The organism is Actinospica acidithermotolerans (assembly GCF_018139625.1).
GTDB classification, from domain to species: domain Bacteria; phylum Actinomycetota; class Actinomycetes; order Streptomycetales; family Catenulisporaceae; genus Actinospica; species Actinospica acidithermotolerans.
The window spans coordinates 138,040-155,025 of the sequence record NZ_JAGSOH010000003.1 but is presented as its reverse complement, the minus strand read 5'-3'; the positions used below and the strand labels follow the sequence as shown (position 1 = coordinate 155,025).

10 protein-coding genes are annotated in these 16,986 nt (G+C 68.8%); 6 read left to right on the top strand and 4 right to left on the bottom strand.

Features of this window, described 5'->3' with window-relative positions:
- Positions 1-4: 4 nt before the first annotated feature.
- The 4 genes from KDK95_RS02360 to KDK95_RS02345 all read right to left on the bottom strand — a co-directional run bounded on the left by KDK95_RS02360 (position 5) and on the right by KDK95_RS02345 (position 5,648).
- Positions 5-1,192, bottom strand: a complete 1,188-nt coding sequence (locus KDK95_RS02360) for an SIS domain-containing protein (protein WP_212516293.1) — start codon at positions 1,190-1,192, stop codon at positions 5-7.
- Positions 1,185-2,516, bottom strand: coding sequence for a D-tagatose-bisphosphate aldolase, class II, non-catalytic subunit (locus KDK95_RS02355; RefSeq protein WP_249160039.1), 1,332 nt, complete (start codon positions 2,514-2,516; stop codon positions 1,185-1,187). The genes KDK95_RS02360 and KDK95_RS02355 overlap by 8 nt, the downstream gene beginning before the upstream one ends.
- Before the next feature lie 568 nt (positions 2,517-3,084).
- On the bottom strand, positions 3,085-4,485 hold the full coding sequence (locus KDK95_RS35455; RefSeq protein ID WP_307844083.1) for a putative Ig domain-containing protein: 1,401 nt from the start codon (positions 4,483-4,485) through the stop codon (positions 3,085-3,087).
- Positions 4,486-4,619: 134 nt separating this feature from the next.
- Positions 4,620-5,648 carry a LacI family DNA-binding transcriptional regulator gene (locus KDK95_RS02345; RefSeq protein ID WP_212516292.1) on the bottom strand — a complete coding sequence of 343 codons (1,029 nt, stop codon included), beginning with the start codon at positions 5,646-5,648 and terminating at the stop codon, positions 4,620-4,622.
- 150 nt (positions 5,649-5,798) lie between these two features.
- On the opposite strand from KDK95_RS02345, the gene KDK95_RS02340 reads away from it, so the two are divergent.
- The 6 genes from KDK95_RS02340 to KDK95_RS02315 all read left to right on the top strand — a co-directional run bounded on the left by KDK95_RS02340 (position 5,799) and on the right by KDK95_RS02315 (position 16,947).
- The gene (locus KDK95_RS02340; RefSeq protein ID WP_212516291.1) at positions 5,799-7,751 is read left to right on the top strand and encodes a glycoside hydrolase family 127 protein; all 1,953 of its coding nucleotides are present in this window, start codon (positions 5,799-5,801) and stop codon (positions 7,749-7,751) included.
- Positions 7,748-9,058, top strand: coding sequence for an ABC transporter substrate-binding protein (locus KDK95_RS02335; protein ID WP_212516290.1), 1,311 nt, complete (start codon positions 7,748-7,750; stop codon positions 9,056-9,058). The genes KDK95_RS02340 and KDK95_RS02335 overlap by 4 nt, the downstream gene beginning before the upstream one ends.
- Before the next feature lie 12 nt (positions 9,059-9,070).
- Positions 9,071-9,961 (top strand): carbohydrate ABC transporter permease, encoded by an 891-nt coding sequence (locus tag KDK95_RS02330; protein ID WP_212516289.1) that lies wholly within the window; start codon positions 9,071-9,073, stop codon positions 9,959-9,961.
- A complete protein-coding gene (locus KDK95_RS02325) occupies positions 9,958-10,872 on the top strand; it encodes a carbohydrate ABC transporter permease (protein WP_212516288.1) in 915 nt (304 codons plus the stop codon). The genes KDK95_RS02330 and KDK95_RS02325 overlap by 4 nt, the downstream gene beginning before the upstream one ends.
- An 85-nt stretch (positions 10,873-10,957) precedes the next feature.
- The gene (locus KDK95_RS02320; RefSeq protein WP_212516287.1) at positions 10,958-13,333 is read left to right on the top strand and encodes a 3-keto-alpha-glucoside-1,2-lyase-like domain-containing protein; all 2,376 of its coding nucleotides are present in this window, start codon (positions 10,958-10,960) and stop codon (positions 13,331-13,333) included.
- Positions 13,334-13,623: 290 nt separating this feature from the next.
- The gene (locus KDK95_RS02315) at positions 13,624-16,947 is read left to right on the top strand and encodes a carbohydrate-binding protein (RefSeq protein ID WP_212516286.1); all 3,324 of its coding nucleotides are present in this window, start codon (positions 13,624-13,626) and stop codon (positions 16,945-16,947) included.
- Positions 16,948-16,986 lie beyond the last annotated feature (39 nt).

Here is a 16,986-nt window from a genome sequence, read left to right as displayed (position 1 = left end):
ACCCTTACGGGCGGCGTTCCGCCGCGCAGTCCGGCGCGGGCGCATCGATCAGCGGGTGTATCGTCACTCCCTTGACGACACGGTTCACGTCCCCACGCGGGAACGGATTGTCCGGAGTGAGCCCGAGCGCGGCCGAGCAGTAGAGCGCGAACAGTTGCGCGAACACGATGTAGACCACGGCGAGATACGCGTCGTCGAGCGCCTCGAGCCCAGCCAGTGTCCAATCCGCACTCGCGCTCGCGGACTGCGGCCCGCCCGCCTGGCCGACCGAGACCGTCAGCACCCTGCTCCGCCCGAGCGTGCCGCGCAGCTCCTCGACGATGTCCTCGTCGTAGGCGCCGCTGTAGGGGTCGGCGGACCGGAAGACGACGGCGAGCGAGTGGGCGTTGAGCACGGCCTTGGGCCCGTGACGGAAGCCCAGGGACGAGTCGTGGTAGGCGACCACTCGGCCGGCGGTCAGTTCGAGCGTCTTGAGCGCCGCCTCGCGGGCCAGCCCGGCCAGCGGACCGCCGCCCAGGTAGACCAGCCGCTGCGGGACGCAGTCGGCGAGCGCCGCGATCCGCGTCCGCTGGGCCAGCAACTGCTCGGCCGCGCCGGCGAGCGCGTCGACCGAGACATCGTCGTCACCGCGGAAGGCGAGCAGCACCGCGAGCAGCATCGACGTGAAGCTCGAAGTCATCGCGAAGCCGTCGTCATGCGATCGCTCCGGCATGAGCAGGACGAACGAGCCCGGGCGGGCCTTGTGGGCGCGATTGAGAGCGCCTTCCGGATTGCAGGTGATGATCAGGTGGCTCACCTCGCCTAAGAAGCGGTCCGCCAGTTCCGTGGCCGCCGTGCTCTCGGGCGAGTCGCCGGAGCGGGCGAACGAGACCAGCAGCGTCGGGACGTCCTGCGGCAGGTAGGCGCCGGGGTGGGAGACCAGGTCGGTGGTGGCCACCGCCTCGACCCGCCGGCCGAGCCGCGCGCCGAGTGACGGCGCGGCGATCTGCCCGATGAACGCGGACGTTCCCGCACCCGTGAGCACGACGCGCAGATCCTCTCGGCGCAGGAGCGGCGCGAGGAAGTCGTCGAGCGTAGGGCGCTGCGCCCCGACGATCCGCGCGGTCTCCCGCCATACATCCGGCTGCTGGATGATTTCGCGGTAGGTGGCCGTGCTCGAGAGATCGGCGGTCAGTGCCGCGGCGTCAGACATGAACGGCTTCCCGGTCTTCGGTGGTCTCGATTGCTGCGCGGCCGGCAGCGGTCGTCGCCGCCGAGTAGGTGCGCAACGCGTCTCGTACCCGGTCGATCGCGAGTTCGTGCGGCGTCGCGGTGAGTTCCCCCCTGCGGACGCGCGAATACTGTTCCGGCAGGAACTGGCTGACCAGGGGGAGCGGTATCTCGATGGCAGCGAGGTTCGCGAAGAGCCGCTGCACGGCGGCCTCTACTTCGGCGTCGGCCCAGTAGTAGCGCAGCCGATCGCTGTAGCTGTAGCTGCGGGCGATCTTCTGCTCCGCCGGGCTCCCCGGATAGTAGCCCTCCCAGTATCCGGGGCGGGCGACCATGACCTCGTCGACGACCTCGGCCAAATCCGAGCATTCGTCGGCGGGCAGCAGTTCCGCCTCGATGCGGGCGAGCGCGAAGAGCGCTTCGCGCAACGCGAACGTCAAGCCGGGCCCGACCTTGAGGATCGCCCAGTGATCCTCGACGAGCTCGGTCAGGTGTGCCGCGGTCTGGTAATCGGTGGAATGCGCCTCGAAGACGAGGTGCGGCTCGTCTTCGAGGACGGTGCGGAGCTCGCGCGTTCCCGAGCGGTCGTAGTCGATGACCTGCAGGTGGTCGAACTCGACCGCCGGCTGCACGACGAGGGCCACGACGCGCGGCCAGACGCTGTCGAGTCCGAGCGCGGAGAACGCCTCCCGGTGGCGCTCGAGGGTGTGGCGGGCGGCGGAAGCGGGCGTGGCGGTGAGACGGCCGAGTGTCTCGTGCGCGCCGCCGGGCACGGGTACTTCGGTGCCGATGACATAGCAGACGGAGTCGGCAGCGCCCGCGCGGGAGGCGGTCTCCTCGGCGACGCGCAGCAGGCGGGCGGCGCGTGCCGCGACGAGCTCGTCGCCGGGCGGCTCGGGATCTCCGGCGCAGGCCATGCTGCAATCGAGGTGGATCTTCGTGTAGCCGGCGGAAACGTACGCGGCGACCAGTTCTTCGGCGAGCGCGAGCGCCTCCTCGGCCGGCCGGTCGCGCCAGCGGTTCGGCCCCAGGTGGTCCCCGCCCAGCACGACGCGCCAGCGGTCGAGCCCGTGTCGGTCCGCGAGGCGCAAAACCAGGTCGCGGAACTCCGGGGGCGTCATACCCGTGTACCCGCCGAACTGGTCGACCTGGTTGGAGGTGGCCTCCACCAGCAGGTACCCGCCGTCGGCGAGGGTCTGCCGGATAGCCGCCTCGAGGACCAGCGGGTGCGCGGAGCACACCGAGTACACGCCTTCCGCGGCACCGGCTTTGTGCCGGCGGATCGTCTCCCTCAGATGGTTCACCATGCGTCGGATCGCTTTTCCCTCTGCGCTGAGAGGACCGCGTGCGGCGCAAGACCGCCCGCGGCCCTCGGGTCTCGTGATTCTACGACCTCATCTTGCTCACTCCTGGTCGATTAATCAAGATACCAAGCAGAACCGTGCAGAAATGATGCGTGAATCTAGCCGCCCCCCGGCACTCGCATCAGAGCGTGACGGTGGCTGCCCGCGATGGCTCCGTCCATCCAGGCGGAGCAGGTGGCTGATTTATTGCTCCGCCCGCGCCGCCACCTTCCAGGCAGACATCGTCGGCACCCCGGGCGCGCCCGCTCGCGCTTCTCCAGGCACGGCTGGAGGAGCGACCGCGAGCGGGTCACCGACGGGACTGGTCGCGGATTGTCTTGACGCGATCGGCGCCCGGGTACCAGACCCCGGTGCACGCCGAATCCGTTCCGCGCAGTGCGACGCCCTTGGTGGCCGGGTCGCCATCTGCCCTGGTTCCCGTAGGCGAAAGGCCCCCGGCCCTCGCTTGAGTGCGGCGGGGCGCCGGGCCCGGTCTGTCTGCGTGACGAGAGCGGTGACTGCCCTCCTCAGATCAGTTCACGTTCAAGGCGACGTCGTCCAGGAGGAAGTTCGTCGTCCCGCCATTCGCGTCGGTCTCGGTTCCGGTGAACTTAAGGGTGATCTTCTGGCCGATGAACTGGTTCAGCGAGAAGCTCGACCGGTCGTACGTGTTGTCGGCGTCCAGGTTGCTGTAGGTGTGCAGTGTGGCCAGCACGGTCCCGGAGGGGTTGAGGACCTGCACCTTGAGGGTGTCGTCGGCATTCGTCGAGGTGATCTCCTGGGTGCTGATGTCGCGCCAGAACGCGTACGTTGCGCTCTTGCAGGTCGACGGGATGGTGACGGTCAGAGCGAGGGTGTCGGTCGCCGGGTAGCCGTAGCCGTCGAGCCAGGCGGCGTAGTTGCCGGTGTGCGCCGTACCGCCGTAGAGAGCGGGCTCGAGGATCGAACCAGTGGTGCCGGTCCAGGGCGAAGTGCCGTTCTCGAAGCCGCCGTTGACGATCAGCTGCGCCGCGGGGCAGCCGCCTCCACCGCTAGAGGAGCTGATGGTCCAGGTGAAGCTGGTCGAGCCGGCCGCGCCGGTGGAGTCGGTGGCGGTGACGGTGGTGTCGGAGGTTCCGGCCGTCGTCGGGGTTCCGGTGATGTCGCCGGAAGCGCTGATCGACAGCCCGGCGGGCAGGCCGCTGGCCGAGTAGGTCAGGGTCTGGCCGGAGGCCGAGTCGGTCGCGGCGAGCTGAAGGGACGTTGCGGTGCCGACCGTGCCGGTCTGGTTGCCGGGGTTGGTCACCGTGACGGTGTTGCCGCTGCTGGTCCCGTGGCTGACGATGGGGTGGGAGATGTCGCAGCTGTTGTCGTCGTTGGACCAGATCGACTGCTCGGCGAAGGTGCCGGCGGAGCCGAAGGTGACGTTCGCGGCGCCGCCGGGCTGGCCGGGCTGGATCCAGGCGCACTCGTCGCCGTTCTCATAGTACTTCGTTCCGCCGTTGGTTCCCGGGTTGACCCAGGCCGAGCTCGGGTCGACGTCCGACTCCATTTCGGAGAACTCGTGGCCCATGGTCATCGTGTAGCCGTCGAGGGTGCCGGAGGAGCCGTTGACGAAGCCGACGCCGCACTCGCTCTGGCCGAGGTAGGTGAAGTCCATGTTGTACGGCTGGTTGCTGAAGGCGATGTTCCCGTACGGCGTGGCGACCGCGCCGCCGGAGAGGTTCGCGCTGTCGCCGGTGTAGTCGTGCCAAGCGCAGTACCCGGTGGAAGTGCTCTGGTAGTTGTCCGGGCCGGTGCCGTGCGGGGAGAGGACCACGTAGTAGGAGTTGCGGTTGGACGCGGCGGTGGTGTTGCCGAAGTGGGCCGCGGCGTTGGTCGCCTCCTGAGCCAAGGCATTGCCGTTCGGGTTCGACGGGTAGGTCGAGTCGTCGTACCAGATGCCGGACAGCACGCCGCCGCTCTGATACGGGACGAACTGCGAGGACCTCCGCTTCAGTGCGCGTGCTCGGCCCGGACCACACGCGGCGGCACGGAAGGAAACCGGTTTCCGCGATCCTTCCCATAGCGCCGCCGGCTGGAGTGCGCTCAGTCGCGCACGCGCTGGAGCTCGGTGGATTCGCGCATCACCAGTCGGCTTGGGCAGGTTTCCAGGCCCTGGGTCGGCTCGCCGTCGATGGCGGCCAGCAGGCGCTGGGCGGCCCGGCGGCCGACCTCGTGCAGGTTCAGGTCGATGGTGGTGAGGGTCGGGGTGCGTCCCTCGACCAGGATGTCCCAGTTGTCGGTGCCGACGAGGGCCACGTCGTCGGGCACCGCGCGACCGGATGCCGCCAGGACCTCGGCGGCGCCCCGGGCGATCTGGTCGCTGCCGCAGTAGACGCCGTCGAACTGCGCACCCGACCGCAGCAGGATCTGCGCCGCGCGGCGGCCCCACGCCTCCGACCACTCGCCGTACAGCACGCCCGGCCCGACGAGGCTCAGGCCGCTGCTGGAGAGCGCGGTCCGCAGCCCCCGCTCCCGGTTGCCCACCGCGTCGAAACTCGCGGGGCCGGTGATGTGCGCGATCGCGCTGCGTCCGGTGGCGATCAGGTGCTCCCCGGCGAGGCGGCCCGCCTGCTCGTCGTCGGCCACGACCGAGCAGTCCGCCGGATCGCTGGAGGGCGTGAGGGCGTAGACGACCGGCACCGGGACGTCGACGGCCAGCGGCGTCCTCGGATCCGACCTGCGTCCGGTGACGATGAACCCGTCGACCCGGCGGGAGAGCAGCGTCTCCACATAGTGCCGCTCGCGGATCGGGTCCTCGCGCGTGTCGCACAGGAACACCAGGATCGTCCCGGCGGCCAGCGCGTCCTCGGCGCCGAGCAGCACAGGGATGCTGAACCGGCCGATGCTGTCGGTGGTCAGCAGGCCGACCGTGAAGGTGCGTTCGCTGCCCAGGCTGCGGGCCGTCTCGTTCGGCCGGAATTTGAGTCCCTTCGCCGCGGCGAGCACCCGGTCGCGGGTTTCCTGCCGCAGTTGGCCCTGGTTGTTCAGGGCCTTCGAGGCGGTGCCCGCGGAAACCCCGGCAAGCGCCGCCACGTCCCGGATCGTCACCGGTCGCGGCTTCGGCTGCTCCATGCATCTCCCTTTCGTGCGCATCCCACCCGGTTCCGACGCGGTGGCCTCGCCGTCCTTGTCAGCTTCCCCGAAGCGGGCTATGTTCAGCAAGTCACAGAATACGGTTTCCGGATTTTCCGCGCGACCGTGCACGGCGATCGAGGAGGGCGTGTGGGGCTGGCAGGAGGATCCACCGGCGGCCGGACGGACGAGACCGGGGGGCGGCAGGGGCCGGTCGCGCCGAGTGGGCGGGCACCGGTGGCGCTGCGCCCGCTGGCGCTCGGCGAGGCTCCGATCACAGGCGGACTGTGGGGGCAGAGGCAGCAGATCAACAGGGAGGTCACCATCCCCCTGGGCGCGGAGAAGCTCGAAGCGGTGGGCAGCTTCGAGAACTTCAAGGCCGCCGCCGCCCGCCGGCGCGGCGGGTACCACGGCCCGGTGTACCAGGACGGCGAGGTCTACAAGTGGCTCGAGGCCCTGGCCTGGGAGCAGGCCCGCGGCGCGTCGAAGCAGTTCGCCGGCTGGCAGCGGGAGGTCACCGGCCTGATCCGCGACGCGCAGGCCGACGACGGCTACCTGAACACGTTCATCCAGGTCGAAGCCGGTGACCAGGAGCGTTACGCCGATCTGGCCTACAACCACGAGATTTTCAACAACGGCGCGCTCATTCAGGCAGCCGTCGCCCAGGCGCGCACCGGCAACGACAGCGGCCTGCTCGCCGTGGCCGAGCGGGTCGCGACGCACCTCGGCGCGACGTTCGGCCCCGGCAAGCGGGCCGGTGTCTGCGGGCATCCGCTGGTCGAGATGGCACTCGTCGAACTCGGCCGGCAGACCGGGCGCTCCGAGTATGTGAACCTGGCGGGCTACTTCGTCGGGGCCCGCGGGCAGCGCACGCTCAACACGCGCGAGTTCCGCCCGATGTACTACTCCGACCGGCTGCCGTTCCGTGAGATCACCTCCCCGGAGGGGCATGCCGTACGTGCCCTCTACCTCGCCGCCGGCGCGACCGACCTGGCCGTCGAGAGCCGCGACAGCGAGTTGGTGGACGTGCTGCGCCTGCAGTGGCAGAACATGGTCGCCACGAAGATGTACCTCACCGGGGGCCTCGGGTCGCGGTGGGAAGGCGAGGCGTTCGGCGACCCGTTCGAGCTGCCCAACGACCGCGCCTACTGCGAGACGTGCGCGGCGGTGGCCAGCATCCAGTGGGCCTGGCGCCTGCTGCTGCTCACCGGCGAAGCCCGGTACGCCGATCTGATCGAGCGCACGCTGTACAACGCCCTGCTTCCCGGCCTCTCGCTCGACGGCGACCGCTTCTTCTATGTCAATGCGCTGGAACTGCGCTCGGGCGCCTCGATCGAGTACAGCCGGAGCGTCGCGGGCGGCCGTCAGACCTGGTACGGCACGTCCTGCTGCCCCACCAATCTGATGCGCACTCTGTCCTCGCTGGAGCACTACTTCGTCACCCGCACCGGTGACGGGCTTCAGGTGCATCAATACACTCCCACGCGGATCCGGACGACCGCGGCCGGGCAGCCGGTGGAACTCGATGTCGCCACCGAGTACCCGTGGGACGGCGCCGTGGAGATCACGGTGCGCAACGCGTCGGCCGTGCCGTGGGAACTGGCGCTGCGCATCCCCGCCTGGGCCACGGGAGCGAGGGTCACGGTCAACGGCGGCGAGCCGGCGGAGGTCCCGACGCCCGGTGAGTACCTGCGCTTGAACCGACGCTGGGAGACCGGCGACGTGGTGCTGCTGAATCTGCCCATGGCCGCCCGACTGACCCGCGCGGACGACCGGATCGACGCGGCCCGCGGCCGCGCCGCGATCGAGCGCGGCCCCCTTGTCTACTGCCTGGAGCAGGCCGATCACAAGGTCGACCTGGATCTGCTCTGCATCGAGAAAGGCACCGAGATGACTGTCACGGAGTCCGCATCACCGGGCGCCCGCATAGCCGTGGAAGCCTCCGGCCAGGCGATCAGCCGCGTTCCGGACAGCGGGCTGTATCATCCTCTTGACGGCGGTGCGCCGCGGCCGGGCGACCCGGTCACGCTGCGGGCCGTCCCGTACTTCACCTGGGCCAACCGCGGCGTCGACGCCATGCGGGTCTGGATCCCGCTGTCATGACCCGCCGAGCCCGCCGTCGTGCTCTGGCCTTCGTCGCCGCCTTCTTGCTCACCGCCTCGGCAACCGCGTGCTCCGGCAGCAACGGCTCGCCGACGACCACGGCCGCCTCGCTGAACGCCGGCGCGACCGGCACCGTCACCGTCTGGTACCGCTCGGGTTTCTCGAAGCTCTTCAACGCGCTGGCCAAGGACTTCAACGCCACGCACAAGGGCCTCAAGGTCGACGTCGTGCCGGTGCCGGACACCGACTACGTCACCAAGCTCGCCACGGCGATGCGGGCCGGCACCGCCCCCGATCTCGCCTCCCTGGACGACGTGGACTCGGAGATCTTCATCGCGAAGAACGAGTTCTTGGATATCACCAAGTACGTCGACCAGCTGCCCTACAAGAACGAGCTCAGTCCAGGCGCCCTGCGGCTGGCGACCAAGGGCGGCAAGTACTACGGCGTGCCGGACTTCGCCGACATGTCCTTCCTCTGGTACAACAAGACCCTGTTCAAGGAGGCGGGTATCGGCCAGCCGCCGGCCACCTTCGCGCAGGTCGTCGCCGACGCCAAGAAGATCCGGGCGCTCGGGCCGAACATCTACGGTCTCTCCTTCGCGGGGGACTGCCCGGGCTGCCTCACGTTCACCGTCATGCCCAACGTGTACGCCGGAGGCGCCGACGTGCTCAAGGGCACGCTGGGAGCCGAGAGCGCCACCGTCGCAGGCAACCAGCCGCTGGCCGCCGCGCTCCAGATGTACCAGCAGCTCTGGGACCAGCACCTGGTCCCGGCCGCGGACCAGACCCAGAACGGCACCACCTGGGGCAAGGACTTCCTCACCGGCGACATCGGTATGCTCCCCGGCGGGTACGGCCTGGTGGCCGGCAGCGCCTCGGCGGCGCTGATGTCCCAGGTCGGCATCGCGCCGCTGCCCGGTCCGAACGGCGGCTACAGCACGTATGACGGCGGAGCCAACTTCGGCATCCCGGCCGGCGCGAAGAACGCCGCGGGCGCCTGGGAGTTCGTGCAGTACGCGCTCAGCCTGCCCGCCCAGCAGCTCGAGGCGGCCAGCGGCGTGGAGCCGATCAGGTCCGACGTGGTCACTCCGGCGTTCACCGCGCAGTATCCGATGGTCTCGCAGATCCTCGGCTATCTCCCGAAGGGCCAGGCCCCGGTCACCGTGGCGCACGACGCCCTGTTCAACCTGGTGAGCCAGCCCTGGCAGGAGATGTTCGACACCGCGGTCTACAACGGGAACGTCCCGGGAGCGCTGCAGCAGGGCCAGTCCGGGTTCACCTCTGTGCTCTCGGCACTCCAGAACTGAGAGAGCCGGGACATGGCCGCGAAGAGCACCACGAAACCCGGTCGGCTCGGGTTCATGCTGACGGTGCCGTCACTGCTCCTGGTACTGGCACTGGTGATTCTGCCTCTCGGGTACGCCGTCGTCATATCGATGACCGACTTCCCGCTGGTGGGCTCCTACCACTACGTAGGCCTGGCGAACTACCGGACGATCTTCCACGATTCCCAGTTCCTGCACGCCATCCTGCTCACCGTCGTCTACACCGCGATCGTGACCGGCCCGATCTTCGTGGTCGGCTACGGGCTGGCCATGCTGACCAGGTCCAACCGCCGCGGGTCGACGCTGCTGCGCACGATGTTCTTCCTGCCGTACATCGTCGGCCTGACATTCGAGAGCTTCATCCTGTACGTCGAACTGCAGCCGGACAGCGGAGGTGTCAACTTCCTGCTGCGAATACTGGGCCTGACGGACGGCTCCACCGCCTGGCTGGTGCACACCGTGCCCGGCATGGTCGCCATCTGCGTACTGGTCGTCTGGTTCAGCTCCGGCCTGACCATGGTCCTGCTGCTGGGCGGCATGCAGGGCGTTCCGCGCGAGCTGTACGAGTCGGCCGCGCTGGACGGCGCGGGCCGGTGGCGCACCGAACTGCGGATCACGCTGCCGCTGCTGCGCCAGCCGATCGCCCTCAGCCTGATCCTGTCGGTCATCGGCTCGTTCCTGGCGTTCAACCAGTTCGAGATCCTGACCCAGGGCGGCCCGGGGACCAGCACCACACCCGTCGTGCTGTGGATCTACCAGGTCGCGTTCACCCAGGGACTGATCGGCAAGGCCACCGCCGGCGCGCTCCTGCTCGTCGTCGCGGTGGCCGCCATCAGCGCCGGCCAGTTCATCCTGCTCCGAGACCCGGAGGCGAACGCCAGGTGACCGTCGCGACACGGCCCCCCGGGCCCGACACCCTTCGTCAGCGCGCCGCGGCCGGGGTATCCCCGGCCGGGCGCGGCCCCCGCCGTGGCCGGGGGATCGCCTACGCCACTTCCGGCGTCCTGCTCAGCCTGGTGTTCGTGCTGCCGCTCGTCTGGGCGCTGATCCAGTCGTTCGAGCCCGGCACGGACATCGCGGCCACCCCGTCAGCCAAGGACTTCACCCGGTTGACGTTCGGCAACTACACCGGCCTGCTGGGCAGCGGCAACGACATCGAGCACTACATGCTCAACAGTTTCGCGGTCGCGCTCGGCACCGCCCTGCTCACCGCGGTCGTCGCGACGCTGGCGGGCTACGGGTTCGGCCGGTTCCGGTTCCGCGGGAAGGGGATCGTCTTCGGCGTCATCCTGGTGACCGTGATGATCCCGTTCCAGGCCATCCTCACCCCGCTGTTCATCGAACTCAACGATGTCCACCTGACGAATTCGCTGTACGGGCTGGTCCTGTTCTACGTCACGTTCAACCTGCCGTTCAGCGTATTCATCATGCGCAACACGTTCCTGCAGATCCCCAGCGAGATCGAGGAGGCCGCGTTCGTGGACGGAGCGTCGCACTGGACCATGCTCATCCGGGTGCTGCGCCCGCTGATCCTGCCGGGCATCGCGACCACGGTCCTCTACGCGTTCCTGTCCTCCTGGACCGAATTCCTCGGCGCGCTGACGTTCCTGACGTCGCAGAGCAAGTACACCCTGCCGGTGGAGCTGTACAACCTCGAGGTCGGCACCTACGGCGGCGTCAACCTCGGGTACCTCATCGCCGGCACGGTCATCGCCATGGTCCCCTGCATCGTCCTCTACGTGTCACTCCAGCGCTACTACGTCCAAGGCCTCATGGCCGGATCGGTCAAGAGCTGACCCGGCGCGCCTGATTCGGCAACGATCTGTCGCAGGGGGCTGACCCCGATATGCAACGATGCAAGTTACGGAAAGGATACTCCACGTGGTCCATCTGCCCACCTCCCTACGCCGGTACCGGTACGTGATCGCAGCGCTGTCCTGCCTCGTGCTGAGCCTGGCGTTTCTCACGGCGCGCGCGCCGGCGGCACACGCGAACGCGGCGGGGACAGCGATGTACACCCCGTCCTCCAGCAACGAGTCGATGGCCTACAGCCGGGTGATCAGGCTGGCGCACAGCGGCTCGGAAAACGGGACGCTGCTCGGCACCTTCGAGCACTCCGGGCTCAACGGAGCGCCTTCCTCGTACGTCATCCGGCAGAGCAGCGACGACGGAAAGACCTGGTCCACGCTCTCCACGGTGTCTGACGGCCAGACCGGCTCCGGCCACCCGTGGAACACGCTCTACCAGCCGTTCCTGTTTGAATTCCCGCGGACGCTGGGCGCCTATCCCGCAGGAACCTTGCTGCTGGCCGCCAATCTGCTGCCGGCGGACGGCTCGTCGACCGACTTCGAGGAGTGGCGCAGCACCGACCATGGCGCGACCTGGACGTATGTCGAAACCTTCCAGACCGGTGGCACGTCAGGCGACGGCATCTGGGAGCCGTACCTCGCGTTGAACTCGTCCGGCCAACTGGTGTGCTACTTCTCCGACGAGCGGCAGAACGCCACCTACAGCCAGTTCCTCGGGCACATCGTGTCCAACGACGGCGGCGTCACCTGGAGCGCGAATCCGGACGGCAGCACGAACTTCGCGCCGGGAGAGGTCAAGGACGTCGCCAGCACTATCCAGGCCGACCGTCCGGGAATGGCCACGATCGCCGACCTGCCCAACGGCAATGAAGTGATGAGCTACGAGATCTGCGGCACCGGTCGCAACTGCGAAGCCCACATCAAGACCTCGACCGACGGCGGCAACACCTGGGGCTCCGGACCATCGGATCTCGGCACCGAGGTCGAGAGTACCGACGGCAGATACCTGGGCAGTTCCCCATTCATCACCTGGTCGCCGGCCGGCGGAGCGCACGGCGAGTTGCTGATGACCGGTATGCGCACCCGCTTGGTCTCCGACAACAGCTTCACTTCGGAAGACCATCAGGCGGTCTTCGTCAACTACGACTACGGCAGCGGGCCGTGGTATTGGATGCCCGCACCCGTCAATGTGGGCGGGGCCGGCCAGACGACGAACTGCTTCCAGAACTACAGCCCCGACCTGCTGGTCAGCGGCTCGGGCGAGAGTCTGCGCTATACCGCCGCCTCGGCCGTCGGCCCCTACGGGTGCGAGGAGGTGACCGGCAGCGCGAGTGCCGGCGCGCTGCCGTACAACTCGACGTTCGACGGCACCGATGCCGGCTGGCTGGATGTCGGCGGCTGCTGGTCGGTCTCCGGCGGGGTGTACAGCGAGACCTGCGGCGGTACGACCGGTAACAAGGCCATCGCCGGATCCACCGGGTGGGGCGACTACACCCTGCAGGGCGACGTGGAGATCACCTCGGGAAGCCAGGCCGGCTTCCTGGTGCGGGCCAGCAATCCGTCCGTGGGTTCCGACGCGCTCAACGGCTACTTCGTCGGGGTGAGTTCCACGCAGCTCTTCCTCGGCAAGGAGAGCGGCCAATGGCAATCGCTGGCCGCGACCGACATTCCCGGCGGCCTGGCCGACAACACGTGGTACCACATCACTGTCCAAGCCATCGGCTGCACGTTCACGATCTCGGGTAACCCGGTCGGCAGCACCGCTACGCCGATCAGCTACAGTCACACCGATTCCGCCTGCTTCACGAACGGCGCCATCGGCCTGCGCGACTACGCCAGCACCGGCGCGTGGCGGAACATCACGGTCACGGCTTCCGGAACGACGTCGACCGCGACGGCCACGTACCTCGCGCCGTTCGCAAGCGGCAGCGCGCCGGACTGGACCACATACGGCGGCAGTTGGACCGACACCGCGAGCGGCGGGACGTACGCCGACACCGCGGGCGGCGCGGGCGACAAGGCCGTCGCCGGCCAGAGCGGCTGGGGAAACTACTCGCTCACCGGCGACGTGCAGATGAACGCCTCCACCGGGCCCGGATCCAATGCGGGACTGCTGGTGCGGGTGAGCAGTCCGGGCACCGGAGTCGACACGCTGAACGGGTACTTCGCCGGTGTCAGTTCAGACACGCTGTTCCTGGGAAAGGAAGCGAACTCCTGGACTTCGCTCGCGACCGTGCCGATCCCCGGCGGGCTCGCCGACGGAACCTGGTATCACCTGACCGTCGAGGCCGTGGGATGTCAAATCACTGTCACCGGCCAGCCGTCCGCCGGCGGTGATCAGGTGAGCCTGACCTACAACGACACCGGATGCTTCACCACCGGCATGATCGGCGCCCGTACCTACAACTCAACCGCGACCTGGCGAGACATAGCGGTCACCCCACGATAGTCGCGGAAGCCGCAGTGGCCTGGGGACACGGTTCCCAGGCCACTGTCCGGTCAAAGGCGGACGGCCCGTGACGAGGCGCTCGACGCGGGGACGACCGTGATCGTGGCACGTATTGTGCTGAAGCGCTCGGGCGCTTCGGCCGTGAGGAGAGTAACTTGAGATTCCATATACAGGTTCGTATGTTGGCCGCCGCGGCCTTGGTGGTGGGCACTGCCGGTGCGGCTGCCGCGGCGGCTGCCGCCGGCACGGGCAGGGCGTCGGGGGGTGCGGGCGGCGGGCAGAGTTCCTGGGTGTTGTCGGCCGCTTCTTACGGCAATGCCGACTTCACCCGGATGCCGTTCGTGGGCAACGGCTACCTCGCGCAGCGCCTGCCCGCGATCGGCGAGGGCTTTCAGGGCGCTCTGGGCCCGTCCGGATACCAGCTCGACCAGATCCCCAAGCAGCGAATGACCACCTCGATCGTCGCGGGCGTCTATAACAAGGGGCTGTCCTCCTCGGTGCCCGGCACCGAGTACATCGCCTCGTTGCCGACCTGGTCGACGATGGACCTCGGCGTCGGAGGGCAGACGCTGGACGCGAGCACGGCCGCGAGCCAGATCAGCGACTACCGGCAGTCCGTTGACATGTTGCACGGCGTGGTGAGCACCTCGCTGACATGGACGCCGCAGGCCGGCGACGCGACCGCCGTCTCCTTCCAGGTGCTGGCGAATCAGGCGCAGATGCATCTCGGCGAGGTGCAGGTGAGCGTCACGCCTTCGTGGAGCGGTGATCTGTCGCTTTCCGCCCTCCTCGACGGAAGCAGTGCGCAAGGTATCAACCCGACCTCGCGCGCGGTGGACACCAGGGCCCACACGTCGAGCGTCAGTCTTGAAACGCCGGGCGCTGACAACGTTGTCGATGAGGTTCAGCATCTCGTCGCGGGTCCTGGCGTCAGCGTGACGAGCAGCACCGCCGATCAGCCGACCGCGAACACGGCGACGGCCGGCGAGGACTGGACGGTGCCGGTCCAGGCCGGACACACCTACGTCGTGACCAAGTACGTCGGCATCGCCACGTCCAACGACACGCGCGATCCGTCCGCACTCGCGGCCACGACCGCCGTGAACGCCGCGCACACCGGCTGGAATGCCCTGCTACGGCAGCACGAGGCTGCCTGGGCAGCCCTGTGGGCGCCGAATGTGCGTGTCGCGGGCGATGAGACGCTGCAGGCGGCGACGAACATGTCGTACTACACCCTCTACTCGAGCATTCGCGCCGGGCTGTCCTGGAGCATCCCGCCCGCCGGGCTGACGAGTCAGGACTACAACGGCGACATCTTCTGGGACGCCGACACGTGGATGTTCCCCACGCTGCTCGCGCTGCATCCGGAACTCGCGAAGTCCATCGTGATGTTCCGCTACGACACGATCAGCCAGGCCGAGGCGAACGCCAAGGCCAACGGGTACCAGGGCGGCGTCTGGTCCTGGGACAACGGGCCGGACGGCGTCTGCGGGGACCTCGGGCATCCGATGTGCGTCGGGTTCGAAGACCACCTGGAGGGTGACATCGCCCTCGCGCAATGGCAGTACTACGAGGCCACCGGCGATACCGCCTGGCTGCGGCGGTACGGCTACCCGGTTCTCAAGGACATCGCAGAGTTCTGGGCCAGCCGGGTCACCCTCGGGTCCGACGGCCTCTATCACATCAACGGCGTCACCGGCCCGGACGAGTACACCGCGGGCGTGAACGACGAATCCGCCACCAACGCCGGCGCGATCGTCGCCCTGCGCGACGCGACCACGGCCGCGAAGCTCGTGGGCGCCACCGCCGATCCGGCCTGGTCCGCCATCGCCGATAAAATCAACATCGTGACCAGCGCCGACGGCACGCACGCCGAGTACGCGGGCTATACGAACGAGACCGCCAAGCAGGCCGACACGGTCCTGATGACCTACCCGTTCCAGTACGTCACCGCCAGCGCGACCGCCGCGGCCGACCTCGATCGGTACATGCCCGTCACCGACCCGAACGGGCCCGCGATGACGGCGTCCGTCGAGTCGATCATCGCCGCACAGGTCCAGCAGCCCGGCTGCCTGGACTACACGCTGTTCGAGAACTCGTACCAGCCTTATCTGAACGGCCCCTACGATCAGTTCGCCGAGACCCAGGGGGCGCCGGCGCTGACCGGCACCGGCACCGGGCCGGCCTTCGACTTCGCCACCGGAGCCGGAGGATTCCTGCAGACCTACGTGTACGGCTACGCGGGGCTGCGCTGGAGCACCTCGGCACTCGAGCTCGCGCCCACGCTACCCCCGCAGTTGAAGTCCGGGATCACCATCAGCGGACTGCGCTACCAAGGACGATCCGTCACGATCGCGATCGGTCCGAAGCAGACCGTGGTGACCCTGACCGACGGTGCTGCGGTCACGGTGCAGAGCCCGCGGGGCACGACGAAGCTGACCCAGGGACGCCCCGTCGTGCTGCCTACCGCCCGTCCCGATCTCGACGCCACGGACGACCTGGCACGCTGCCAGAACGTCGTCGCCAGTTCCTCGCAGCTCAACGAGTCGCCGACGGCGGCCGTCGACGGCAACTCGGTGACGACCTGGACCGCGGCATCCACAACGTCCTCGTACACGGTGACGCTGGCCCGGCAGTCCTCTACCGGCAACGCCCACATCACCTGGGGTACCACCCGCCCGGCGAGCTACGCGGTCTCGGTGCGGTCCGCGGCCGGCAGCTGGCAGCAGGTGGCGATCGGCCAGGTGCCCGCGACCGGCGATCTCGACATGCGGTGGGCGACCGTCGCCGGTACCGCGGTCCGCTTCGACTTCGGCGGGGGATCGGCAGCCAGCATCAGGGATCTGACGATCCCCGACGCGTCAGCCGCCGACCTGGTGGGCAGCCTTTCCGGTGCGCCCGCGACAGCGCCCGGGGCGTCCATCAGTGAGACATTGACGCTGAAGAACCCGAGCGACGTCGAGGCCCGCGATGTGACGAGCGATCTGGCCGTGCCGCAGGGATGGACCGTGACCGCCGACCCGGCGAGCGTGGACATCGCGGCGGGCGCAAGCGCGACCGTCACGTGGACCGTAACGCCGCCGGCCTCCCAGTCGGCGACGACAGCGACGCTCACCGCCACCACATCGTGGCAGGGCGTCGCGGCGCGTGACGCGACGACGGCGACCACGAGCCTGGACGTGATCCAGCCGAAGGCGCTCGGGGCGACGATGCAGGCCGAGGACGGCGCTCTCGGCGGCGGCGCGTCGGTGGACGGCAACCACAACGGCTACACCGGCACCGGCTTCGTCGACAACTGGTACGAAGGCGCGTCCGACACGTTCCTCGTGACTGTGCCGACCGCGGGTGTCTACCCGGTGAGCGTCCGCTACGCCAACTCACTCGGCGGGCAGGCCCCGCCGTTGCAGAACATCACCCGAACCACGAGCCTGACCACCGGCAGCCTGACCGCCCCGACGACGCAGCAGCTCCAGTTGCCGGTCACTGGAAGCTGGGATACGTGGGGGACGGTCACCGAGCAGGTCGCGCTCCCCGCCGGAACGGATCTCATCCAACTCTCCGTCGGTCCCGACGACGACGGAAGCGTCAACATCGACAGCATCGCCGTAGGCTGACGCCTCCTCGGTCCTGATCGTCGCGGCGGTCGGCGAGCT

Excerpts from the sequence above, each read along its gene's own strand:
- KDK95_RS02335 (WP_212516290.1), top strand. The coding sequence starts at position 7,748 with ATGACCCGCCGAGCCCGCCGTCGTGCTCTGGCCTTCGTCGCCGCCTTC.
- KDK95_RS02360 (WP_212516293.1), bottom strand. The coding sequence starts at position 1,192 with ATGTCTGACGCCGCGGCACTGACCGCCGATCTCTCGAGCACGGCCACC.
- KDK95_RS02330 (WP_212516289.1), top strand. The coding sequence starts at position 9,071 with ATGGCCGCGAAGAGCACCACGAAACCCGGTCGGCTCGGGTTCATGCTG.
- KDK95_RS02345 (WP_212516292.1), bottom strand. The coding sequence starts at position 5,648 with ATGGAGCAGCCGAAGCCGCGACCGGTGACGATCCGGGACGTGGCGGCG.
- KDK95_RS02355 (WP_249160039.1), bottom strand. The coding sequence starts at position 2,516 with ATGGTGAACCATCTGAGGGAGACGATCCGCCGGCACAAAGCCGGTGCC.